Origin of the sequence: Serratia sp. HMSC15F11, from assembly GCF_001808215.1 — a bacterium.
Taxonomy (GTDB): Bacteria; Pseudomonadota; Gammaproteobacteria; order Enterobacterales; family Enterobacteriaceae; genus Serratia; species Serratia nevei.
In genome coordinates, this window is record NZ_KV792462.1 from 25,502 (window position 1) to 46,627 (window position 21,126).

The following is a 21,126-nucleotide window of genomic DNA, read 5'->3' on the forward strand; positions in this document are numbered from 1 at the left end:
CTAGCCCTGCGTCGGCCGGTTATAGCCGGCGCGGAAAAACTTCTCCGCCAGCCGGCTGTCGCCGCCGGAAAAGAACTCGCTCATCGGCTCGCTGCCGAGGCCATAGGCGCGGCTCAGCTGCCCGGCTTCGAACGCCGCCCGGTTTTCGTCGCCGCAGCGCTGCGCCAAATGGTGCGCATAGCCGAGCACAAAGCCGCGCTTGTAGTCGGAGCAAAAGCGCGACAGCTCCGTCTCCGGCTTCAGGTTCTCCGCCTTTAGCCCCGCCAACAGCCCTTTGCCAAAATGGTCACCCACGGTTTCCTCCTCATCATGCCATCGATATATAACAAAATATACAGCGAATAAACGAACGAGAACATACTCCCTAAGTTTTACTCGCCGCATAAAAAAGGCCCGCCAAGCGGGCCTGAGGGAAGGCGGGCAATCACAGCGTGAAATTCAGCCCTTCGCTGACGGTCTTGCCCAGCGGTAGACGGCCCGACGGCGCCTCTTTTTCCTGCAGGAAATCCGGCAGGCGGGCCTTGTCGCCCGGTTTGCCGATCGCCACCATGGCGTGCACCGCATAGTCGTCCGGCAGCTGCAGCGCCGCCTTAATCTTGTCGTGGTGAATGCCGCTCATGCAGTGGGTCAACCAGCCTTTCAGGTGCGCCTGATGCGCCAGGCTAGCCCAGGCGGCGCCGGTATCGAACGCGTGGGTCGGGTTGTCCACCAGCCGTTCGCCGTTCAGGCTGGTGGTTTTGGAGACGATCACCACCAGCGCCGAGGCGTGCTGCGCCCAGCCGCGGTTGAAGTCGATCAGGAATTCCAGGTAGTTCTCCCAGCTGTCAGAACCGTGCTTGCTGTAGGCAAAGCGCCACGGCTGAATGTTGTAGGCCGATGGCGACCAGCGCGCCGCTTCAAAAAAGCTCAGCAGCGTTTGATCGTCGATGGCGTCGTTGGCCATCGCGCGCGGCGACCAGCGTTCGATAAATTGCGCATCAATCGGGTAATCGGAGGTTCTTGGCTGGCTCATGATAGGTTCTCGCAGTGAAGTAAAAACAAAAGTTCGCTGATATTCCCACAGCTTAGGACGGTAAAACTTTTATTTCGTGCCATTGCCCTGCGGCAGCTCCTGCTGCAGCCAGGCGAGAAATGCCCTGACCGGCGGATGCCGCTCGCGCCCCGGCGCGCACAGCACGCTGTACGCGGCGCCCGGTACGCGCACCTCCGGCCGGTACGCCACCAGCAGGCCGTTGTCCACCATATCGGACACCATCACCGAGCTGGCAAGCACCAGCCCCTGCCCGGCCACCGCCGCCTGCAGGGCATAATGCTCCTCGTGATAGCTGCGCATCGCCGCATGGCGCTGCCACCAGTCTACGCCAGCGGCCCGGCACCAGTCATGCCAGCCGCTGTCGTACAGCGCCGAATCCCCCCACTTGACGGTGATCAGCACCGGGTTTTCCGGCTCGGCGGCGGCCAGCTCCGGCGCGGCGTAGACGCCAAAGCTTTCCTCCAGCCGCACCGTCTGATGCAGCGCAGGATACTGCGCGCGGCTGTAACGCACCGCCACGTCCACGCTGGCGTCCTGCTGCAGATCGATCACCTCGGCGCAGGCCTCCAGGCGCACCAGATAGTGTGGGTACGCCTGGTAGAAACGTCCCAGGCGCGGCACCAGCCACAGCGCCGCGAAAGAGTGCGTGACCGAGACGCACAGCGACCCGGTGCTGAGCTGCGGCCGCAGGCCCTCGAGCGTGGCGGCGACGTCCAGCAGCGCGCCGTGCACCCCGGCAAACAGCGTTTCGCCTTTCGGCGTCAGCCGCACGCCGCGCGGCACCCGCTCGAACAGCGCAAACCCCAACTGCTGTTCCAGCGCTTTGATCTGGTGCGAAATCGCCGTCGGCGTCACCGTCAGCTCGGCCGCCGCCAGCTTGAAGCTGCGCAGGCGAGCGGCGGATTCAAAGGTGCGTAATGCGTTGACGGGCAGCATGGCAAACATGGCGAAGCCTCTTGAGATGAGTTGAAATCATCCTGGCAGAAAAGCCGTCATTTGTCGCCTGCCGGCACTTGTTTCTAGAGTAGGGCTGAATCCACTTCATACCGAGGAATATGACATGAATAAAACTCATCAATCCAAACGTCTGGTGGTGCTGGTCGGCAGCCCGCGCCGCGACGGCAACAGCGCCGCGCTGGCGCAGGCGATCCTAGCGGGCGCCGCCGAAGCCGGTACTTCCGCCAGCCTGCATTTTCTCGATGATTACCTGAGCGGTTTTCTGAGCGATGAACGCCACACGCCGCCGCCGGCCGATCGCTACGCCGAGCTGTTCCTGGAGCACTTCCTGCCGGCTGACGGCGCGGTATTTTGCACGCCGATTTACTGGTACGGCATGTCGGCGCAAACCAAAGCCTTTTTCGATCGCTCGTTCAGCTTCTATTCCAACGCCTACCCTCAGGCGGAACAGGTGCACCAGCGCATGAGCGGTAAACGCATCGGGCTGGCAGTGGCGTCGGAAGAAACCTACCCCGGCGCGGCGCTGGGCATCGTGCATCAGCTCCAGGAATTCAGCCGCTACACCCATTCCGCGTTCGTCGGCGTGGTGCACGGCGCCGGCAACCAGCGCGGCGAGATCGCCCGCGATCCGCGCAATCCGCTGCAGGCCGCCCGCGAACTGGGGCGCGAGTTCTTCACTCGCCCCTACTCGGATTATCAGATGGACAGCCCGCGCAGTACGCAAGTCTGGGAAGAGTAAGCGCGGCGCGCGGCGACAATTGCAAACATAACGTTAGCATCTGTCGCAATCTGTTGCGGGCCATTGGCCCGCCGTTGCCGCGCTTGTATGATACGACGCGGCGCCAGACGGTGGCCGCCGATCTCAAGCGGAAGCGAACTGCAATGTCTAAACAGTGGAAAATAGCGGCGGCCAACGCCGGTTTACGTCTCTATACCCGCATCGCGGGCAATTTCCGGCCCGCAGCGAGCTTCGATCCGCAGCAATCCTTTGAACGCATCGTGATTTTCTCCACCAGCGCCCTCGGCGATCTGATGTTCAATACGCCCGCCATCCGCGCACTGTGCGAACGCTATCCCGGCGCGCAAATCACGCTGGTCTCCAGCCATAAAAACCGGCAGCTGGTCGAAGGCAGCCCCTGCTTTCATGACGTGATTTACTGGGACCACAAGGCCAAAGACATGTTGGCCGTTATCCGGCGCCTGCGAAAAAACCGGCCACAGCTGGCGGTCATCCTGCACTCGAAGGCGCCTTACGACGTGCTGGTCGCCATCGCCGCCGGTTGCCAATACCTGTTCAAAGACGTTTACGGCAACAAACCGAGCGGCATGGAGCGCTGGCTGACCGGCGTCAGCCACAGCAGCGACGGCCATTTAATTCAGCGCAAGCTGGATATGGTGGGGCAATTGGGATGCCGTACCGACAATCCTGACATGTTCATCCCGGTCGCGTTTCCCGCGCTTGAGAAGCCGGCGGGCAAGATCCTGATCGGCTTTCAGATGGGCGCCTCCGAAATGCTGCGCCGCTGGCCGGTCGACCGCTTTGTTGAGCTGGCACAACGGCTGCTGGCGCACTCCCCCGACTGTCAGATCGAGTTGATTGGCAGCAAGGCGGAGCGCAGCCTCGAGCGGGAATTTATGGCGGGTTTGAGCGAGGAACAGCAACAGCGGGTGGTAAGCCATATCGGCGCGACCACGTTACCGCAACTGCTGACGACGATCGCCAATCTGCAGGTGCTGGTGACCGGCGATACCGGGCCGCTTCACCTCGCCGTGGCGTTGAAAACCGCCACCGTCAGCCTGTTCGTCACCGCTAACCCGCGGCATACCGGCCCCTATCAGGACAGCGAACAGCATCAGGTGATGCACGTGCCGGTTGACAGCGCCGCGCTGAGTGCCGCTGAGCGCCGCCAGCCGCTCAGTATTATCGCGGCGGAACAGGTGCTGGAGAAGACGCTGGCGGCGCTGTCGTCTGCACAGTCCCGATCGGCCGCCGTTTAGGCTGCGACAGCAGCAGCGCCAGCGGCAGCCAAAACAGGTACCAAAACTCCGCCGGATTGGCGATCACAAACATGCCCTGCGAACTGTAGAACACCAGCATAAACAGAAACAGGCCCGCCTCCCAGCGCCGCCCTGTGCGCCAGTGTGCGATGGCGAGCCGCGCGCCATATCCCAGCAGCGCCAGCAGCAACAGGAAACCCACGCAGCCGCCCTTCAGCAACGCGCCGAGGTACAGGCTGTGCGTGGTGTGGTTCAGCTCGCCGGTGTAATTGAGAAAGTTAAGCTGCTTGTCAAAGCCGTAGCCGAAGAACGGCGCCTGTTCGATCAGCGCCAGGCTGTGGCGCCAGATGCTGATGCGAACAAAGCTCTGTTGATACAGCTCGCCAAAACGCGTCAGCAACATTTCGCCGATCGCGCTGTAAACGACGGCGAGAACCACAGCCAGCGCGCCGGGCAACAGAAACCACAGCCACCGTCCCGGCCGGTGTCGATAAGGCATCGCCACCACCACCGCGAGCGCCAGTGCGATCAGCGGGCCGCGGCTTTGCGTCAGCACCATGAATGCCAGCAGCGGCGGGATAAAGCACAGCGCCGCTTTTTGCCCGGTATCGCGGAAAATCATCAGGCTCAACAAAATGGCGATGGCGGCGTAACCGGCCAGATCGATCACGTTGCTCGGCCCCGGATTGCGGGCGGTGGTTTCCCGCAGATAATAAATCGACGGGGCGTCGACCAGCGTCAGATACAGGCACAGCGCCGTCATGCCGGCCAGCATCGCCCACTGCAGTTGATGACGCCGCTCACCGTCGAGCAGCGTCACCAGCCAGGCGAGGTAGAGCAGGATATAGGCGCTGTGGGTCAGGGCCGACGGCATGTCGCCCGGCGTCTCGCCCCACAGCGCGCTGAGGGAATAATAAAGCAAAAACATCAGCGCCAGCCCGCCGCCCCAGCGCGCCTGACGATTGGCCCACAGCTGCCGCCGCAGCGGCGGCCAGGTGAACACGGCGGCCAGCCACAGCAGCGCCGCCAAATGAAACAGGTTGTTGACGCGGGTCTGCCCGCAAAAGATCGCGCTGAAAAACGCGAAGGCTAAAAACAGCGCGCTGCCGAAGCGATAACACCGCTCAGGCTTGCTGAAAGTAAACATTGCCGTCCACCTTCTCGAAGATATCGCTGCCGATAGCGCTGTGCAGGGAGAGGTTTTTAATCGCGATCTGCTGCTTTTTCATGATCGCGCCGGCGTGTCGAAAAGCGGGGATCACCAGCGACTCCACCTTGTCCGCCAGGAACGTCGGCAAGCGATCCTGCTCGGTTTCGTAAAAGCGCGGCTGGTGGAAGTTGTTCATGTCCAGTCCGGCGATAAACAGCTGCTTGAAGCCGAGATAGGCGATGATTTGCAGCGCCCAATAGGCCACGGTGCCGGCATCGAAAATGCCGCAGCGGATATCCTGGCTAAAGCCGAGCATGCGGCTCTCGGCGGCAAAGACCACGCCGTTTTCCCGGCAGTAGTGATCCCACAGCGCGCCGCTGTCGATCCGGGGGCGGTAAATCTTGCAGGCCGCGTCTTCGACGATCGCCAATCGGCAGCCGATCGCCGCCGGGCCAAAGCGATCGAGAATGCGCGCCACGCCGTGCACGGTGGTGAACAGCGTCAGCCCAGGCCGTTGAATGACGTCGCGCACGATCTCTGGGCGGCTGTCGATAAACCCCATGTCCACGATGACGTAGAAACGAAAATCCAGCTGCCGATGCAGGCAATAGGCGCCGTTGACCCCGATGGCGGGCATGGCGGGAATATTTTCGAAGCGCAGCGCCTTCACCGACGGGCCGGTAGCCGTCAGCAGCACCTCCCCCCGGCAGCTACTGCGCAGTTCGCTCAGCGGGACGATCGGCACCGCCCGGTGCTTGTACCATAAGGCGGCGATTTCACCGCCTTCGCCGCGCGCGATCTTCACGTAGGGCCAGAGGTTTTCGTTATGCCGATAAGGGCGCGCGTGGGAATAGCGGTAGATCTGCTTAAAAAAAGAGCCCATGGTGGCGATGTCCTGTCCAGAGTGCGTGACGATACCTACAGAGGCATCTTTCTGTATGCTCAGAATTTAAAAACGTGTCAGCACTGGCCAGGCCGCACAGCGAGTATCTAAATATTCGTTTAGTGAGGCAATTTTTGTAATTTGAATTATTAGTCAGCGTATCGATAAGAGATATGTCGAAGTGTTAATTGAATGAGAAACTGTTGCAGCACGTAAAAATAACGTGAGTGGCAGCGGCACCGCCGCTTGGCATTGAAGGGGTTTTGTTATAATGTATCACAACTTCAGCCAAAGGAAGACGACGATGAAAATCCAGCTGTCGCTGCTGTTTCTCAGCCTGCTGGCCGGCAAGGCCGCGGCGTTTCAGTCAAAAGTGCCCGAACCGCGCCCGGAACAGGCGCGCGCGGCGGAACAAAACATCGAAAATCTGTTTTACGGCTTTCACGCCATGGACGCCCAGCCGGTGAACATCGGCAGCTGCGCGGCGGTGCCGGTAGCGGGATGCCAATGCGCGTTCTGCACCCAGCTGCGGCAGGCCGGGCGCTGAACCTTATTCACCCCAGCTCATACTGCACGATCAGCTGACCTTTCTTCATCTTTACGCCGGTGATCGCAATTGCCCCCACCTCGCCCAGCCTGGCGACATGGGTGCCGCCGCAGCCGTAGGCGGGCAGTTCGCCGAAGCCGACCTGGCGCATCCCCTCCACCGCCTGTTGGCGGCGGGGTAAATCGGCGGCGATCAAGCGCACCAGCTCCGCCTGCAAAAAGTTCGCTTCTACCGTCTGCGCATCCGGCCCTGGCGTAAACGTGATGCGCCCTTCCCCCGGCCAATGATGTGCCTTGACCGGCCGCCAGCCTCGGGTTTCTCCCAGCCAGCCGATCAGATGCCCGCCGGAGTGCCAGCGGGCGTGCAGGCGACGCTGCGCTTCATCGATTTGCATCGTAACCGGCCCGAGCGGCAGCGGCGCAGCGGTAAAGTGCAGCACGGTATCCCCTTGCTGCTGCACCCGCAGCACGGCGATGCCGCCTAACGTCCCCACGTCGGACGGCTGGCCACCGCCCTGCGGGTGGAACAGCGTGGCGTCGAGCTCTACGGCGTAAGCGCCCGCCTCGGCCGGCGCGCAGCTCAACACCTGCGCCTGGCCCTGTACATCGTCACTGTAGTAATAACGTCGTTCGGTCATCATTTTTCTCCTCGGTTCGAAGAGCCATTATATTCATGTCATAATCGAGGGATAATCCGCCGCTATCACAATGGACCTTTGCGTCATGAGCACAAATCTTTCTTACGCCCTGTTGCCCGAAATGGCCGTTTTCGTTCAGGTGGTAGAGAGCGGCAGCTTTTCCGCCGCTGCCCGTAAACTGGGCACCTCGCCTTCCGCCGTCAGCCGCAGCGTGGCGAAACTCGAGCAGGCGCTGGCGCTGCAGCTGCTGCACCGCACCACCCGCAAACTGCGGCTGAGCGAAAGCGGCGAAGAGGCGTTTGCGCACTGCCGCACCCTGCTGGCGGCGGCCGACGCGGTCATGGCGATCGGCGGGCGCGGCGCCGTGGAGCCCGAGGGGCTGGTCAGCGTCAGCGTGCCCAAGGCGGTGGGCCGCTTCGTGCTGCATCCGCACATGCCGGAGTTCCTGCGCCGCTACCCGAAGGTAGACGTGAGGCTGCGGCTGGAAGATCGCTACATGGATTTGATCGACGATCGGGTCGATCTGGCGCTGCGCATCACCGATCGCCCGTCGCCCGGGTTGATCGGCCGCCAGTTGATGAGAATAGACCATCTGCTGTGCGCCACGCCGCACTACCTGGCGCAGCACGGCACGCCGCAGCACCCGCACGATCTGGCGGCGCACAGCTGCATCTATCTGGGCGAAACGCCGAGCGACGCGCAATGGAAGTTCCGCCGCAGCGGCAAAACGGTGACGGTCAACGTGCGCGGCCGCTACGCCGCCAACCACACCGGTGTGCGGCTGGACGCGGTAAAACAGCATATCGGCATCGGCAGCCTGCCGTATTTTACCGCCCGCCAGGCGCTCGACGACGGCGAGATCGTGCAGGTGTTGCCGGAGTGGGATTTCCTCAGCAGCTATCACGGCGGCCTGTGGTTACTCTACGCGCCTAACCAGTATCTACCGCCCAAACTGCGGGTGTTTATCGACTATCTCGTCGCCTGCCTGGCGCAGGAGCCGCAGCTAAAGCGCCTTGCGTAACGTGATGTTGATGCGGTGTGGCCCCACCAGCGAGTGGTAGCCTTCCTTGACCGGCAGGATGCCGTGAAAACAGAGCCGCGCCGGGCCGCCCCATACCACCACGTCGCCGTGCGCCAATGGGATGCGCCGCGCCCGGTCGCTGCGTTGCAGCCCGCCGAACTGAAACACCGCCGGCAGCCCGAGCGACACCGAGACGATCGGCGCACCGAAGTCGTGCTCGTCTTTATCCTGATGCAGCGACAGCTTGCTGCCAGGATCGTAACGGTTCATCAGGCAAGAGTCCGGCACGAAGGGGCCGAAGCCCGCCTGCTGCGCGGCTTCGTCCGCCAGCGCCATCAGGATGGGGGGAATGGCCGGCCAGCGTTTGCCGCTGCGCGCGTCGCGTTCCGAATAGCGGTAACCGCGGCTGTCGCTGGTCCAGCCATTGCCGCACCAGCTCATCGCCACCGACATCACGTGCCCGCCGGGGGTAGTCAAATGCCGCCACGGCACCTGGGCGACTACGCCCTGCACCGCCGCCAGCAGTTCCGGCCCGTGATCGCGCACGAAGCCGTGCATCACCACCGCGCCGGGGGCGATCTCTTCGCGCCACGGCGGCGGCAGCGCGTCTTCAAAAAGATCGATTGTCATCGCCAAAGCCTGTATGAATACACAGTATTCATTGTAACCCGCCGCCGCCGATTGTCCAGCGCCCGGCAACGCCATTGTCGTTGGCGGCAAATTTCTCTACAGTAGCCGCCATAAAATCAATCACTCACCAGGAATGCGTGTGATTAAGGGCATCACTCTTTCGGTCGTCGCCTCCATCTTGTTCGGCGCGATGTATTACTTCACCTCTACCCTCACCCCGCTGAACGGCGAACAGGTCTACGGCTGGCGCACGCTGCTGACGCTGCCGTTCCTGACGCTGTTTATGGCGCTGTCCGGCGATTGGCGCAAAGTGGGCGACACGCTGGCCTGGATCGGCCAACGGCCGCAGCGCCTGCTGGGCCTGCTGCTCACCTCGGCGCTGCTGGGGGTGCAGCTGTGGCTGTTCCTGTGGGCGCCGCTGCACGGCAAGGCGCTCGACGTGTCGCTCGGCTATTTTCTGCTGCCGCTGACCATGGTGCTGGCGGGCCGTTTTTTCTACCGCGATCGGCTGTCGCTGCTGCAAAAGCTGGCGGTGGCGTGCGCCATGGTGGGGGTGGGCAATGAGCTGTATCAGGCGGGCGGCGTCTCGTGGCCGACGCTGGTGGTGGCGCTGGGCTATCCGCTCTACTTTATTTTGCGGCGGCGTTTCGGCACCGACAATCTCGGCGGGCTGTGGTGCGAGCTGGCGCTGATGCTGCCGGCGGCGGCCTGGTTCGCCTTCGGCGACGGCGGCGCGGCGGCGCTGCAGATCAATGCCGAGCTGTATTGGCGCATTCCGCTGCTCGGCGTCATCAGCGCCGTGGCGCTGGTGTGTTACATCCTCGCCAGCCGCCTGCTGCCGTTCAGCCTGTTCGGCCTGCTGAGCTATGTGGAACCGGTGCTGCTGGTGATCGTCGCGCTGCTGCTCGGCGAAAACATCGGCCAAAGCGAATGGCCGACCTATCTGGCTATCTGGCTGGCGGTGCTGCTGCTGGCGGCGGAAGGCGCGCAGCACCTGCTGCGCCGCCAGCGGGTCTGACTCAGGCGGCCAGCGTGGCGCCGCCGTCGATCACGATGTCCTGCATGGTGATGTGGCTGGCCAAATCGGAGGCCAGGAACAACACCGCGTTGGCGATCTCATCCGGGCGGGCGATTTTGCCCAGCGGGATCCCCAGCTTGAACATCTCGGGGAAACCGGCGATGGTGCGTTGCTGCGCGTCGTCGGTCTGCCACATGCCGCGCTGCATCGGCGTGTCGGTCGAGCCCGGCGACACCAGATTGCAGCGCACGCCGAACGGCGCCATCTCCAACCCCACACAGTGGTTCAGGCTGGTCAGCGCCGCCTTGGAGGCGCAGTAGGCCGCCATCTGCGCGCGCGGTACGTGCGCGGCATTGGAACCAATGCTGACGATCGCCCCGCTGCGCTGCGCCTTGAAGTGCGGCAGCACGGCGCGGAACAGGTAGAACGCCCCCGAGGCGTTGACGTTGATGCACTGATGCCAGTCATCCACGCTCAGATCTTCGGTATTGCCCATGCGCAGAATGCCGGCGGCGTTGACCAACACGTCCAGTCGCGGGTTCTCCGCCAGCTGTTGGCGGCACACCGCCTCCACCTGCTCCGGCCGGCTGATGTCCAGCATCACGCAAGGGTAAGGCAGATCCGGGTTGGCGAACTCGCGGTCAAATCCCACCACCTCGGCGCCCTGCGTCAAAAAATGCCGGGCGATCTGCTCGCCGATGCCGCGCGCCGCGCCGGTCACCCACACGCGTTTGCCGGTGAAGTCCATCTGAATGCTCATGCGCACACCGCCATCCGGGCACGCTGCCGGGTCATGTTGTTGTTCATCGTTGTCTCCTGCGAAAGCGTATGACGCGGCGCGCACTGCGCCGCAAAGAGGCCTACAGCGCGCCGCTGTTCAGGCCGAAAGCGTTGAGCATGGTGCCCAGTTTGGCGGCGGTTTCCATCCACTCGGACTGCGGCGTCGAGGCGGCGACGATGCCCGCGCCGGCGAACAGCCGTACCCGGTTGCCGCGCAGCAGGCCGCTGCGGATGACGATCGCCCACTCACCGTCGCCGTTGGCGTCGCACCAGCCGACGATGCCGCTGAACAGGCCGCGATCGTGCGGTTCCAGATCGGCGATCAGTTGGCGGGCGCTCTCGGTCGGGAAGCCGCACAGCGCCGGCGTCGGATGCAGCAGGCAGGCCAGCTGCATCACGTTGAGATTCGGGTTCAGCAGCTCGCCGCGAATGCGGGTGGACAGGTGCCACATGGTGCCGGTGCTGAGCAACGACGGGCCGCTGGGCACGCTCAGGCTGGCGCACAATGGCGCCAGGTGGCGGCGAATGTCGTCGATCACCAGCTTGTGTTCGTATTTGTCTTTGGTCGAGCGCATCAGGCGCTCGCTGCCGAGGCGATCCTGCTGCGGATCGTCCTGACGGCGCGCCGAGCCCGCCAGCGGATTGGTGTGGATCTCGCCGCCCTGCTTGCGGATCAGCAGTTCCGGGCTGGCGCCGATCAGCACGCCGCCATCGGCCAGCGGCAGGGAAAAGTGGTAGCCGGTCGGGTTCTGCACCATCAGGTTATTGAGGATCTGGTGGCCCGCCACCGGCTGCTCCAGCTCGATGTCGAGGATGCGCGACAGCACCGCCTTGTCCAGCTTGCCCTGTTTAAAGCGGCTGACCGCTTCCGCCACCGCGTGCTTGAAGCGCGGCTCGTCCGGAATGCTGGTGCAGGCGGCCAGGCGATGCGCCTGTTGCAGCATCGGGCGCGCGGCGCGGGTAAAGCTGTCGTTGGCGACAAACTGGCAGTTTTCAGGCACGTACAGGCTGGAAGGCCGGCGCGTATCGAACGGAATGGCGCCCACTACCACCGGCGTCTCCTGGCCGGCGGCTTTGGCGCGCGCCAGCGCCTGGCGGATATGCTGCGCCAGCGCGCTGCCTTCCTGCTCGCCGCCGAACGCCGGCGTCTCGATACGCTCGAACACGCCATCGGCGAAGAGGGAACGGAATTCGGACCGGTACAAAAAGGTCGATTGTTCGGCGTACACAAACCCGGGGAAGGTTTGGTTTTCTGTCGTCAGTGTCGCCACTAGACCACTCCTTTGTTGCGCCTTACCAATGATAATGTTTATGCGAATAATTATCATTAGCCATAAAAGGAGGATAAATTACACCGGATCCCCACCGTGGGTCAATCTCCGATGAATGAATCTTTCCGCCCGCTGCGGCAAATCCGCGTTACGGCAAAGTAAGAAATAACACACTGTTATGATTGTGTTTTAGCAGAAAATAAAAGTCGTGACGTCGTCACCTTCACGCCAAAAGCGCCCGTTAAACCGGCGGCCGGCGGGGCAATTTGGCGTCAACGTCTTAAGCAGCGCTAATACAAACGTCTGCCGCTGCATATCCACGGCGACCATGCGCGCATCGAGAAAATCGAAGTAACAGCGCACCTGCGGATAAAGCGCCTTGAACAGGCTCTCTTTGGCGGAAAACGTCAGCGTCAGCAGTTCATTGAACGGCAGCGCCTCGCGCAGCAACGCCTCGCGCTCCCCCGCCGAAACGATCGCGCCCCACAGCTCCTCCGCCCGCACGTCGGAGAGCAGCGTCTCCACATCCAGCCCAACGCCGCCCAGCCCGCTCTCGCGGTGCACGGCGCACAGCGCGGTATCAGAATTATGGCTCAGCGCCCCGGCGATGCCCGGCGGCCACTGCGGCGCGCGATCTTCGCCGCGCGCCAGGGTGAAATCGGCAAAACCGAGCGGCGCCAACAGTTGCCGCGCCAGAAAACGCCCGGCCAGATACTCCGCGCGGCGCTTCGGCACCGCGCGCGCCAGATGATCCGGCAGCGCAAAGCCCGCCTCGGGAAAACTCTCGTCACGATACTCCGCCAGCGCAAAATGGCAGCGCGCCACCTGGCCCGGATAGCCGTCCGGCGTGAAAAATTCGATATGGCGGATAAAAGTGGGCAACGGCGGTATCCATGATAAGCAGGCAGGCTGATGATGTTAGCCCCCGAAACGGCCTGCAACAATGACCCTGGGCAAAATAAATGGCGTTAAGGCCCGCACGGCGGCGCGTTAGCCGGGATGGGGAGGGGCCTCTCCCCCGCATTCGGGAGAGAGGCTGAGCATTACAAGATGCCTTTCATGGTCTTTTCGAAATCGCTCCAGGCGCAGAAACCGTCCTTGTCGATCGGGCAGCCTTTCAGCGCCAGCGTCACCCGCTGCGGCGGGGTTTGCAGCGTCAGCGGCGTCGCCTTGCGCAGCTGTTCGGTGGACTGATAGACGTACTCGATCTTCAGCAATTCACGGTCGTTCTGCGCGTCGCGCCAGCGCTGGAACACCAGTTTGCCACCGATCGGCGTTTTCTCGTATTGCTGCGGCAGCTGATACGGCTGGAACTGCATGGCCGACAGCAGCGAGGCAATATTGGAATCGTGGCCGACCAGCACCGTCAGCTTCGGCGCGTCCGGTTTGCGCTCGCCCAGCAGCGCGTTGTTGATGTAGGTCAGCAGCGGCTTGGCAACGTTCTGCGCCACCACCGGTGAGGTGAACAGCGAGTCCTGATAGCCGTCTTTCAGCTGCGCCAGCTGCTGCCACTGGTGCGGGGTGGCGATTTTGCCCCAGGCCACCTCTTTCATCGGGAAACCTTCGTAATACTGCAGCATAAAGGCGTCCACCAGCGAGTTGCCCACCCGCAGCGGGCCGGAGACGCCCGGCTCTTTGCCCGGCACCGCGCTCATCACGCTGGTTTCTTTGGTCAGGTCACAGTGTTTGTCGGTCTTGCAGGCGGCGGAATCCTTGTAGTCGATGATCTTCGCCAGCTGTTGGTAAGAAGCGTCCAGCTTCAGCGAGCCCAGCGCGGCGTTCATCGCCGCCAACGCCTGCTGGTTGAAGGCCTCGCTGGTGTCGGTGATGATCGGGTTGAAGGTCGGATCCATCTCGCCCATCTTGTCCTGATGGTGCACGCTGACGTCACAGCCGGGGAACGCGCCGTTGCTGAAGAACTGCGCGGTGGCCACCGTGCGCTGCAGGCTGTTGGCGTAGACGTACACGCTGCCGGCGGTCGGGCAACCCTCTTGCGGCAACAGGCCGGTCTGCTTCAGCCAGGCGTTGAAGTAGTGCCCCATATACACTTCCAGCACCCCGCCCTTGGTGGTCAGCTGGCCGCCCGGCGTTTCCCAGGCCGGCCAGGCCTTCGGCGTAGACTGCGCCAGCACGCTGCCGTTGTTGGCCAGCGGCGCGCGCAGGTTATGGCGGCTCATGACCAGCACCTGTTCCAGCTGATAACCGCCGGCTTCCGCCAGCGCGTTCCCGGTGAATAACAAAGGCAGGCACAGCAATAACGTTTTTTTTCTCATCCGCAGAGGCTCCCGGAAAATGATTATTTTTAAGGTGTTAGCGTTTGCCCAAGTATGATGGCGGGGTTAGTGTGACAAGTGTGTGACAGGGTTCACGGGAAAGGATCGTAACCGCGGCCACCGGGCGGTGGCCGCGTGGCTTCAACTCAGTACCACAGGCTCATGATCGGCCAGCCGATCAGCAGCAGCGCGGCGATGTACACCACGCCGAGAATGCCGCCCAGGCGCCAGTAGTCTTTCGACTTCACGTAGCCACAGCCGTAGATGATCACCCCCGGCCCGGTGGCGTACGGCGTCAGCACGCCCATGATACCGATCGACAGCACCAGCAGCATCGACAGCTGCTCCATCGGCACGCCCGGCAACCCTTTACCGACCGCCAGGATCACCGGCAGCATGGTGGCGGTGTGCGCCGACAGGCTGGCGAACAGGTAGTGGGCGAAATAGAACACCAGCACCAGCGCCACCACCGTCATGTTCGGCGAGAAGCCGTCCAGGTGGGTGCTCATGGTCTGGGCGAACCAGTCGATAAAGCCGGAGCGCGTCAGGCCATTGGCCATCACCACCAGCGTCGCCAGGTTAACCAGCGTGTTCCAGGCGCTGGAATATTTGGTGATCTCTTTCCACGACACCACGTGCAGCGCCAGCATCAACGACACCGCCAGCAGACACACCGCGGTAGCGTCCAGCATTTTGCCGCCGAACACCCACAGGCACAGGCTGAGCAGCACCAGGCCGATCAGGGTGTATTCCTTGCGCGTCAGCTTGCCCATTTCCCCCAGCGCGGTATCCGCCCAGGCGGCCACTTCGCTGCTGTGGGTCACGCCCGGTTTGTACAGGTAGTAGGAGATCAGCGGCGCGATGATCAGCAGCAGCAGGCCGACCGGCAGGAACGCCAGGAACCACTGCATCCAGCTGATGTGCACCCCGGCGATCTTGCCGACGAACTCGATGCCCAGCACGTTCGGCGCGGCGCCGGTGACGAACATCGAGGAGCTGATGCTGGTGCCGACCACCATCATCCACATCAGGTAACCGCCGATGCGGCGTGAAGAGGGATCGTTGGGGAAGGAATCGAACAGCGGCGGCAGGTTTTTCACCACCGGAAATACCGTGCCGCCGGTGCGCGCGGTGTTGGACGGCGTGAACGGCGCCAGCAGGATATCGATGATCACCACCGCATAGCCCAGCGTCAGCGTGCGCTTGCCCATGAACTTCACCAGGAACAGCGCGATGCGCCGCCCCAGCCCGGTGGCCTCGTAGCCCAGCGCGAAGATAAAGGCGCCGAACACCAGCCAGACGGTGGTGCTGGAGAAGCCCGCCAGCCCCCATTTCAGCGCCTCTTTACCGGCCTTGAAGCCCGGCTCCGCCAGCTCCTGCGCGCCGAACAGCACCCAGTTGGCGCTCAGCACGCTGACGGTCACTGCGATAAAGCTGATGGCGGTGGCCGGGATCGGCTCCAGAATCATGCCGACGATCATCGCCACGAAGATGGCGAAGTAGTGCCAGGCCTGCGGCGGCATGCCGTCGGGCACCGGTATCAATAACAGGATCGCGAGCACCGCCAGCGGCGCTATCGCTTTCCAGATCTTTTCCTGGGTTTGGGACATAGGGACTCTCCTGAAGGCTTGGTTATTATTCTTGGGCACCCAGCTGCGCCAGCAGCCAGGTCACTATCAACAGGTCGGCGCTGCCGCCGGGGCTGAGGTTGCGGGCGATGCAGTCGGCATCGAAGCGCCGCAGGCGCGCCAGACCCGCCTCCCCCGCCGAGCCGCCCTGCGCCAGCAGCAATGCCGCCCGGCGCCGCAGCCAGCGCAGCCCGTGCAGGCCGCCGCGCGAGGCGACGTTGGTGTCGTCGTTGTGGGCCATCAGCCACAGCAGGCTGTCCAGCAGCGCCCGCTGTTCGTCGTCGCCGCCGGCCAGCCGTTGCCGATACAGCGGCAGCGCGCCGTCAATGACCAGCCGGAAACCGGCCTCCGCCTCGCCGCGCGCGCCGCTCAGCCCGTGTGCGGCGAACAGCCGCTGGCCGGCGGTCTGCCCGGCGTTGTTGCGCCGCAGCTCGCGATCCACCAGCCCCCGGCACATCGCCGCCACCTCGGCGCACAGCGCTTCGGCGCCGATGGCGCGGCCCTGCTGCTGCAGGCGGCCGAAGGCGGTGCACAGCAACCCGAGCGAGAACACGCTGCCCTTGTGGGTGTTAATGCCGCCGGTAGCGCGAAACATCTGGTTTTCGCAGGCCAGGCCGAGCGGCCGCAGCCGCGCCAGCTGCTGTTCTGCCGGCAAAGTGGCGTCTTCGCGCCCGCGTTGGATAAAGCGCGGCAGCCACACGCCGATGGCGCGGGCGCTGCGATAGAAGTGCCCGAGATCCATGTCGCGGTGGGCGCCGGTGTTATGGCGATCCACCAGCCCCGGCTTGGGCGTGAGGTTGACTTCCACCAGCAGCGCGCGGAAAGCGGCGCGGGCGAAGTCGCAGGCCGGTTCGGCACGGTGGGCGGGCAGGTTAATCGGCAGAGATCGCATCGTTGAACATCCTTTCCATTTCATGCAGCAGCTGCTCGCTGCTGTGCCGCCGCTGGCGGGCGCAGATCTTGGCCGGTTGGCCGCACAGCAGGCAGCGCCGTTCCGGCAGGCCGATGTCGCGGCGCGACAAAATGCGCCCCTGCGTATCCAGCACGTCGATATCCCACAGCCGGCCGATCGGGCGGCTCACCTCCAGCTGCATGGCGCAGTCCTTCACCCGCTGGGCATCGGCGCGCAGCGCGACAAACCCTTCGCAGCCGGTGGAGAGCGCCAGCGCCTCGGCCTGCGGGCTGGGCCAACCCTGTTCGGCGCACAGCCGCAGCAGCGCCGTCCACCCCAGGTTGAAGATGCCGCGCGTCAGCGCGCTGTCCTTCACCGGGCCGGGCACCACCAGCGTCAGCACCAGCAGCGTGCACTCGTGCTGCGCCAGCCATGCCTGCTGCCGCGCCTGGCGGCATTCGCGGCTGGTGAGCAGCGCCGGCAGGCTGACCGCGCGTTCGGCGGCCAGTTGGGGATCGACGGCGGCCATCGCTTACTCCGCCACCTGATGCACCACGTCGATCACCGAGCCGTCGCGGTAGCGCACCACCGCCACCACCTTGTCGGTAAAGGCGATCGGCTGCGGTTCGCCGGTCAGCTGCAGCGCACGGGCGCGCAGCCAGTCGATGCTCACCACCTCGAGGCCGGCCTCCCGCAGACGCTGCGCCAGCTCCGGCCGCGCCGGGTTGACGGCGATGCCGTGGTCGGTCACCAGAATGTCGATGCTGGAGCCCGGCGTGACACAGGTAGTCACCTGCTCCACCAGCGTCGGGATGCGCCCGCGCACCAACGGCGCAACGATGATCGCCAGCCGCGCGGCGGCGGCGGTATCGCAGTGGCCGCCGGACGCGCCGCGCAGCACGCCGTCGGAGCCGGTCAGCACGTTAACGTTGAAGCCGGTGTCGATTTCCAGCGCGCTCAGCACCACCACGTCGAGCCGATCGACCGACGCGCCCTTGGAACTGAAGTTGGCGTACTGGTTGGCGCTGATTTCGATATGGCGCGGGTTGCGCGCCAGCGAGGTCGCCGCCGCCCGATCGAAGCTCTGCACGTCCAGCAGCTTGCCGATCAGCCCTTTCTCGTGCAGATCCACCATGGTCGAGGTGATGCCGCCGAGGGCGAACGCGGCGCGAATGCCGCGGGCGCGCATCTTGTCCTCCAGGAACCGGGTCACCGCCAGCGAGGCGCCGCCGGTGCCGGTTTGCAGCGAGAAGCCTTCGGTGAAGTAGCCGGAACCGGCGATCACCTCGGCGGCGCGGCGGGCGATCAGCAGCTCGCGCGGGTTCGAGGTCATGCGCGTGGCGTCGGCGCCGATCTTGTCGGCGTCGCCCACCCGCTCCAGCTGCACGATCAGATCCACCCGATCCTGCGCCAGGCTGGCGGGATGATGCGGGTACGGCACCAGCTGCTCGGTCAGCAGCACCACGGTGCCCGCCGCCTCGGCGTCCACCCGCGCATAGCCGAGCGAGCCGCAGCAGGCTTCACCGCTGTAGCCGTTGGCGTTGCCGAACTCATCGCAGGCCGGCACGCCAAGGAAGGCCACGTCTATCTTCAGCTCGCCGGATTCGATCAGGTTGACCCGGCCGCCGTGCGAGTGAATTTGCACCGGCTCCGCCAGCAGACCGCGCGAAACGGCGTCCGCCAGCGGGCCGCGCAGCCCGGAGGTGTAAATGCGGCTCACCACGCCGTGGCGGATATGCTCAACCAGCGGCGCATGGCAATCGGTCAACGAGCTGGACGCCAGCGTCAGGTTGCGGAACCCCATCGCCGCCAGCGTCTCCATCACCTGATTGAGCGTCAAATCGCCGCCGCGAAACGCATGGTGGAAGGAAATGGTCATGCCGTCCTGCAGCCCGCTGCGGCGCACCGCTTCCTGCAAGGAGTCGCACAGCTTGAGATCGCGCGGTTTGCGCGCCTGCAGGTTGGCTTTGGACACGTCCTGATAGCCCGGCAGATCCCCCGGGTTGGCGAAGGTCATCAATCGTTGTTGGCGGTTCATCATGCTTCCTCCCCGTGCTGCGCCGGTTCTTCCCGTAAGCCGGACAGCGCGGCGCGCTCCAGCACCAGCCGGGCGCGCTCAATCACCGGGCTGTCGACCATTTTTCCGTTGAGCGACACCACGCCGCGCCCTTCTCGCTCCGCCGCTTCGGCGGCGTCCACTACCCGCTGCGCGTGCGCCACCTCTTTGGCGGTCGGCGCGTACAGGTTGTGCAGCAGCTCAATCTGGCGCGGGTTAATCAGCGATTTGCCGTCGAAGCCGAGCTGTTTGATCAGTGCCGCTTCCTGCAGGAAGCCGGCCTCGTTATTGGCGTCGGAATAGACGGTGTCGAACGCCTGAATGCCGGCGGCGCGCGCCGCCTGCAGCAACGAGCAGCGGGCGAACAGCAGCTCGATGCCCTCCGGCGAGCGCTCGGTGCGCAGGTTGCGCACGTAGTCTTCCGCCCCCAGCGCGATGCCGATCAGCCGCGGCGAAGCGTGCGCGATCGCCACCGCGTTGGTGATGCCCTGCGCCGATTCGATCGCCGCCAGCAGCCCGGTGCTGCCGACCGGCCGGCCACAGGCCGCTTCGATAGCGGCAATCTCGCGCTCCATGTCGACAACGTCCTGCGCGCTGTCGGTCTTCGGCAGGCGCACGATGTCCGCGCCGCCGCGCACCACCGCCTGCAAGTCCGCCAGGCCGTAGGCGGAGTCGAGCGCATTGACGCGCACGATGGTTTCCACCTCCTGGTACAGCGGGTGCTGCAGCGCGTGATACACCAGCCGGCGCGCCGCATCTTTTTCACGCAGAATCACCGAGTCTTCCAGATCGAACATCAGCGCATCGGCCTGGTAGATAAAGGCGTTGCTGACCATCGCCGCGTTGGCGCCGGGGACGAACAACATGCTTCGGCGCAGCCGGCTTTTATTCAGCGTTTTCATCTTTCGCCTCCCACGGCAGTTGGCCGCCCTCGCAGGCGCGCATCAGTGCCGTTTCCAGCCGGGCGCGCAGCACGCAGTCCAGCGCCCCCTTGTCGTCGACGATCACCTGCACCGGCTCCACCTCATAGCGCTGCAGCACCTCCAGCAGGGTGTGGCGGATCGCCGCGCCGAACTGTTTTTCCACGCTGCTGGCGATCAACAGATCGTGCTGCGGCCCCTCGGCGGGCGCGATGCGCACCATGACATCGCTGGATTCCAGCGTGCCGGCCATTGCTTCTCGGATAATTTTCATCATTCACCTGATTGTGCGGACTCAAAAGGATGCGGGGCCGCCTTGGCCCGGCGCTGCGTTTGCAGATCCTGCAGGTAGTACAGGGTGTCCGGCGGCACCAGCGGCGCGGCGGCGTGGAAGTCCCCCGCCGCCAGCAGCTTGCGCACCCAGGAGGCGGAGATCGCCGTGCCCTGATATTGCAAACGCTCGATTTCCACCAGCGCGATCGGCGGGCTGGGCAGCGCCGGCGTTTCCAGCCAGTAGCGCATGTCGCGGTTGTATTTCGCGGTCACCGCGCAGAACGGCTCGTTGCCGACGAAGCGGTGCGTAATGCCCAGCGCGGGCGCCAGATACTGGCGGAAGATCTTCAGATCGATTTCGGTGTAACAGTCGTCGGCCACGCCCTGATCCTTGATGAAGTAACAGGGGAAGGTGGCGCGCGAGATCACGTACTGCGAGCCTTCGTGTACCCTGAGGTTGGGGATATCGGCGGTGCCGGCCAGCACCAGTCGGCGGCGGTCTTCATAGCTGAAGCGCGAGGTGTTTTCCTTCACCAGAAACAGGTGCAGCCAGTCGCAGCGTTTGGCCGCCTGACGCACCAGATACTGATGCCCGCGGGTGAAGGGATTGGCATTCATCACGATGCTGCCGATGATGTCGCCCGGCCGGCGCTGGCTCGCCAGCTGGGCGGCGTAGCGCTTCAGGCGGCACGGGCTATTTTCCATCAGCACCACGATGCCCGGCACGGTGGCGATCGGGTAGAAACCGCACTGGCGGAACAGCGGCTCGTTCTGCACCTTGGTGTAGATAAACAGCTGAGTGTGGTGGCGCTCGTAGGCCAGGTTCACCAGCTCGGTCGCCAGCGCCAGCGCCAACCCTTCTCCGCGCATCAGCGGGCTGATGGCGACGCATTTGATAATATTGTCGGCGATGCCGCCGCAGGCAACCAATTTGTCGTGCTGGGTAACGGTAATAAATATTTCAACCGTGGTGTCGATATTCAGATCGTTACTGCGCAAGAAGGCGCTTATTTCCGAAATCGCTTTATGATCCGATCGCTTTACCCGATTAAATACGGCATCGCCTAACATAACACGCTCTCTGGGTTAACTGGCAAACAACAAATTAAATACAAAAAGGCATTTTAATTAACATCATCAAGGGTAATTAAAACCTTAA

At 63.8% G+C, this 21,126-nt stretch carries 23 protein-coding genes; 5 read left to right on the forward strand and 18 right to left on the reverse strand.

The features are described 5' to 3' along the window. The 3 genes from HMPREF3138_RS12595 to HMPREF3138_RS12605 all read right to left on the reverse strand — a co-directional run bounded on the left by HMPREF3138_RS12595 (position 1) and on the right by HMPREF3138_RS12605 (position 1,978). Positions 1–294, reverse strand: a complete 294-nt coding sequence (locus tag HMPREF3138_RS12595) for a DUF2623 family protein (protein WP_038878018.1) — start codon at positions 292–294, stop codon at positions 1–3. A gap of 130 nt (positions 295–424) precedes the next feature. Then, entirely contained in the window at positions 425–1,012 is a 588-nt protein-coding gene (locus HMPREF3138_RS12600; protein WP_033635168.1) for a nitroreductase family protein, read from the reverse strand. Positions 1,013–1,081: 69 nt separating this feature from the next. Beyond that, positions 1,082–1,978, reverse strand: a complete 897-nt coding sequence (locus HMPREF3138_RS12605) for a LysR substrate-binding domain-containing protein (protein ID WP_038878016.1) — start codon at positions 1,976–1,978, stop codon at positions 1,082–1,084. Between the two features lie 115 nt (positions 1,979–2,093). On the opposite strand from HMPREF3138_RS12605, the gene HMPREF3138_RS12610 reads away from it, so the two are divergent. Both HMPREF3138_RS12610 and HMPREF3138_RS12615 read left to right on the forward strand, forming a co-directional pair. After that, entirely contained in the window at positions 2,094–2,729 is a 636-nt protein-coding gene (locus HMPREF3138_RS12610; protein WP_038878014.1) for a flavodoxin family protein, read from the forward strand. Positions 2,730–2,872: 143 nt separating this feature from the next. Then, positions 2,873–3,988 carry a glycosyltransferase family 9 protein gene (locus tag HMPREF3138_RS12615; RefSeq protein ID WP_038878012.1) on the forward strand — a complete coding sequence of 372 codons (1,116 nt, stop codon included), beginning with the start codon at positions 2,873–2,875 and terminating at the stop codon, positions 3,986–3,988. Here the strand turns inward: HMPREF3138_RS12615 and HMPREF3138_RS12620 are convergent. Together HMPREF3138_RS12620 and HMPREF3138_RS12625 are read right to left on the reverse strand one after the other, a co-directional pair. After that, positions 3,912–5,135, reverse strand: a complete 1,224-nt coding sequence (locus tag HMPREF3138_RS12620; protein ID WP_038878010.1) for an O-antigen ligase family protein — start codon at positions 5,133–5,135, stop codon at positions 3,912–3,914. The two genes, HMPREF3138_RS12615 and HMPREF3138_RS12620, sit on opposite strands and share 77 nt — an antisense overlap. Next, complete coding sequence (locus HMPREF3138_RS12625) at positions 5,113–6,021, reverse strand: sugar glycosyltransferase (RefSeq protein WP_038878008.1); 909 nt, start codon at positions 6,019–6,021, stop codon at positions 5,113–5,115. The genes HMPREF3138_RS12620 and HMPREF3138_RS12625 overlap by 23 nt, the downstream gene beginning before the upstream one ends. 304 nt (positions 6,022–6,325) lie before the next feature. On the opposite strand from HMPREF3138_RS12625, the gene HMPREF3138_RS12630 reads away from it, so the two are divergent. Beyond that, positions 6,326–6,568 carry a hypothetical protein gene (locus HMPREF3138_RS12630; RefSeq protein WP_025303447.1) on the forward strand — a complete coding sequence of 81 codons (243 nt, stop codon included), beginning with the start codon at positions 6,326–6,328 and terminating at the stop codon, positions 6,566–6,568. 7 nt (positions 6,569–6,575) lie between these two features. On the opposite strand, the gene HMPREF3138_RS12635 is transcribed toward HMPREF3138_RS12630, so the two are convergent. Beyond that, positions 6,576–7,205, reverse strand: coding sequence for a serine-tRNA(Ala) deacylase AlaX (locus tag HMPREF3138_RS12635; protein ID WP_038878005.1), 630 nt, complete (start codon positions 7,203–7,205; stop codon positions 6,576–6,578). Between the two features lie 85 nt (positions 7,206–7,290). Between HMPREF3138_RS12635 and HMPREF3138_RS12640 the strand changes: the two genes are divergently transcribed. Continuing rightward, positions 7,291–8,226: a LysR family transcriptional regulator gene (locus HMPREF3138_RS12640; RefSeq protein WP_033647920.1), complete on the forward strand. Its 936-nt coding sequence runs from the start codon at positions 7,291–7,293 to the stop codon at positions 8,224–8,226. Here HMPREF3138_RS12640 and alkB read toward each other — a convergent pair. Further along, the gene (gene alkB, locus HMPREF3138_RS12645) at positions 8,209–8,856 is read right to left on the reverse strand and encodes a DNA oxidative demethylase AlkB (RefSeq protein WP_019452474.1); all 648 of its coding nucleotides are present in this window, start codon (positions 8,854–8,856) and stop codon (positions 8,209–8,211) included. The two genes, HMPREF3138_RS12640 and alkB, sit on opposite strands and share 18 nt — an antisense overlap. 139 nt (positions 8,857–8,995) lie before the next feature. On the opposite strand from alkB, the gene rarD reads away from it, so the two are divergent. Continuing rightward, positions 8,996–9,874 (forward strand): EamA family transporter RarD, encoded by an 879-nt coding sequence (gene rarD / locus HMPREF3138_RS12650; protein ID WP_038878002.1) that lies wholly within the window; start codon positions 8,996–8,998, stop codon positions 9,872–9,874. Position 9,875: 1 nt separating this feature from the next. Here the strand turns inward: rarD and dhbA are convergent, their stop codons facing one another. From dhbA to citC, 11 genes are all read right to left on the reverse strand, one after another. Continuing rightward, a complete protein-coding gene (gene dhbA / locus HMPREF3138_RS12655; RefSeq protein WP_038878000.1) occupies positions 9,876–10,634 on the reverse strand; it encodes a 2,3-dihydro-2,3-dihydroxybenzoate dehydrogenase in 759 nt (252 codons plus the stop codon). Positions 10,635–10,734: 100 nt separating this feature from the next. Continuing rightward, on the reverse strand, positions 10,735–11,925 hold the full coding sequence (locus tag HMPREF3138_RS12660; protein WP_038877998.1) for an isochorismate synthase: 1,191 nt from the start codon (positions 11,923–11,925) through the stop codon (positions 10,735–10,737). A gap of 189 nt (positions 11,926–12,114) precedes the next feature. Further along, complete coding sequence (locus tag HMPREF3138_RS12665) at positions 12,115–12,807, reverse strand: 4'-phosphopantetheinyl transferase family protein (RefSeq protein WP_038877995.1); 693 nt, start codon at positions 12,805–12,807, stop codon at positions 12,115–12,117. A 161-nt stretch (positions 12,808–12,968) separates the two neighbouring features. Then, positions 12,969–14,198: a bifunctional glucose-1-phosphatase/inositol phosphatase gene (agp, locus tag HMPREF3138_RS12670; protein WP_038877993.1), complete on the reverse strand. Its 1,230-nt coding sequence runs from the start codon at positions 14,196–14,198 to the stop codon at positions 12,969–12,971. A 146-nt stretch (positions 14,199–14,344) separates the two neighbouring features. Continuing rightward, positions 14,345–15,808, reverse strand: a complete 1,464-nt coding sequence (locus HMPREF3138_RS12675; protein WP_004940821.1) for an anion permease — start codon at positions 15,806–15,808, stop codon at positions 14,345–14,347. A 25-nt stretch (positions 15,809–15,833) separates the two neighbouring features. Beyond that, positions 15,834–16,718: a triphosphoribosyl-dephospho-CoA synthase CitG gene (gene citG / locus HMPREF3138_RS12680; RefSeq protein WP_038877991.1), complete on the reverse strand. Its 885-nt coding sequence runs from the start codon at positions 16,716–16,718 to the stop codon at positions 15,834–15,836. Next, entirely contained in the window at positions 16,699–17,247 is a 549-nt protein-coding gene (gene citX, locus HMPREF3138_RS12685) for a citrate lyase holo-[acyl-carrier protein] synthase (protein WP_038877989.1), read from the reverse strand. Before citX ends, citG begins: the two co-directional genes overlap by 20 nt. A gap of 3 nt (positions 17,248–17,250) precedes the next feature. Then, on the reverse strand, positions 17,251–18,756 hold the full coding sequence (citF, locus tag HMPREF3138_RS12690; protein WP_038877987.1) for a citrate lyase subunit alpha: 1,506 nt from the start codon (positions 18,754–18,756) through the stop codon (positions 17,251–17,253). Continuing rightward, a complete protein-coding gene (gene citE / locus HMPREF3138_RS12695; protein ID WP_038877985.1) occupies positions 18,756–19,676 on the reverse strand; it encodes a citrate (pro-3S)-lyase subunit beta in 921 nt (306 codons plus the stop codon). The genes citF and citE overlap by 1 nt, the downstream gene beginning before the upstream one ends. Continuing rightward, positions 19,660–19,968 (reverse strand): citrate lyase acyl carrier protein, encoded by a 309-nt coding sequence (gene citD / locus HMPREF3138_RS12700; RefSeq protein WP_019452464.1) that lies wholly within the window; start codon positions 19,966–19,968, stop codon positions 19,660–19,662. The genes citE and citD overlap by 17 nt, the downstream gene beginning before the upstream one ends. Then, positions 19,968–21,038 (reverse strand): [citrate (pro-3S)-lyase] ligase, encoded by a 1,071-nt coding sequence (gene citC / locus HMPREF3138_RS12705; RefSeq protein WP_038877983.1) that lies wholly within the window; start codon positions 21,036–21,038, stop codon positions 19,968–19,970. The genes citD and citC overlap by 1 nt, the downstream gene beginning before the upstream one ends. Between the last annotated feature and the right edge of the window lie 88 nt (positions 21,039–21,126).

Coding starts and splice junctions, on each gene's coding strand:
- HMPREF3138_RS12600 (WP_033635168.1), bottom strand. CDS start 1,012: ATGAGCCAGCCAAGAACCTCCGATTACCCGATTGATGCGCAATTTATC.
- HMPREF3138_RS12605 (WP_038878016.1), bottom strand. CDS start 1,978: ATGTTTGCCATGCTGCCCGTCAACGCATTACGCACCTTTGAATCCGCC.
- HMPREF3138_RS12610 (WP_038878014.1), top strand. CDS start 2,094: ATGAATAAAACTCATCAATCCAAACGTCTGGTGGTGCTGGTCGGCAGC.
- HMPREF3138_RS12615 (WP_038878012.1), top strand. CDS start 2,873: ATGTCTAAACAGTGGAAAATAGCGGCGGCCAACGCCGGTTTACGTCTC.
- HMPREF3138_RS12620 (WP_038878010.1), bottom strand. CDS start 5,135: ATGTTTACTTTCAGCAAGCCTGAGCGGTGTTATCGCTTCGGCAGCGCG.
- HMPREF3138_RS12625 (WP_038878008.1), bottom strand. CDS start 6,021: ATGGGCTCTTTTTTTAAGCAGATCTACCGCTATTCCCACGCGCGCCCT.
- HMPREF3138_RS12630 (WP_025303447.1), top strand. CDS start 6,326: ATGAAAATCCAGCTGTCGCTGCTGTTTCTCAGCCTGCTGGCCGGCAAG.
- HMPREF3138_RS12635 (WP_038878005.1), bottom strand. CDS start 7,205: ATGACCGAACGACGTTATTACTACAGTGACGATGTACAGGGCCAGGCG.
- HMPREF3138_RS12640 (WP_033647920.1), top strand. CDS start 7,291: ATGAGCACAAATCTTTCTTACGCCCTGTTGCCCGAAATGGCCGTTTTC.
- alkB (WP_019452474.1), bottom strand. CDS start 8,856: ATGACAATCGATCTTTTTGAAGACGCGCTGCCGCCGCCGTGGCGCGAA.
- dhbA (WP_038878000.1), bottom strand. CDS start 10,634: ATGAGCATTCAGATGGACTTCACCGGCAAACGCGTGTGGGTGACCGGC.
- agp (WP_038877993.1), bottom strand. CDS start 14,198: ATGAGAAAAAAAACGTTATTGCTGTGCCTGCCTTTGTTATTCACCGGG.
- HMPREF3138_RS12675 (WP_004940821.1), bottom strand. CDS start 15,808: ATGTCCCAAACCCAGGAAAAGATCTGGAAAGCGATAGCGCCGCTGGCG.
- citG (WP_038877991.1), bottom strand. CDS start 16,718: ATGCGATCTCTGCCGATTAACCTGCCCGCCCACCGTGCCGAACCGGCC.
- citX (WP_038877989.1), bottom strand. CDS start 17,247: ATGGCCGCCGTCGATCCCCAACTGGCCGCCGAACGCGCGGTCAGCCTG.
- citF (WP_038877987.1), bottom strand. CDS start 18,756: ATGAACCGCCAACAACGATTGATGACCTTCGCCAACCCGGGGGATCTG.
- citE (WP_038877985.1), bottom strand. CDS start 19,676: ATGAAAACGCTGAATAAAAGCCGGCTGCGCCGAAGCATGTTGTTCGTC.
- citD (WP_019452464.1), bottom strand. CDS start 19,968: ATGAAAATTATCCGAGAAGCAATGGCCGGCACGCTGGAATCCAGCGAT.
- citC (WP_038877983.1), bottom strand. CDS start 21,038: ATGTTAGGCGATGCCGTATTTAATCGGGTAAAGCGATCGGATCATAAA.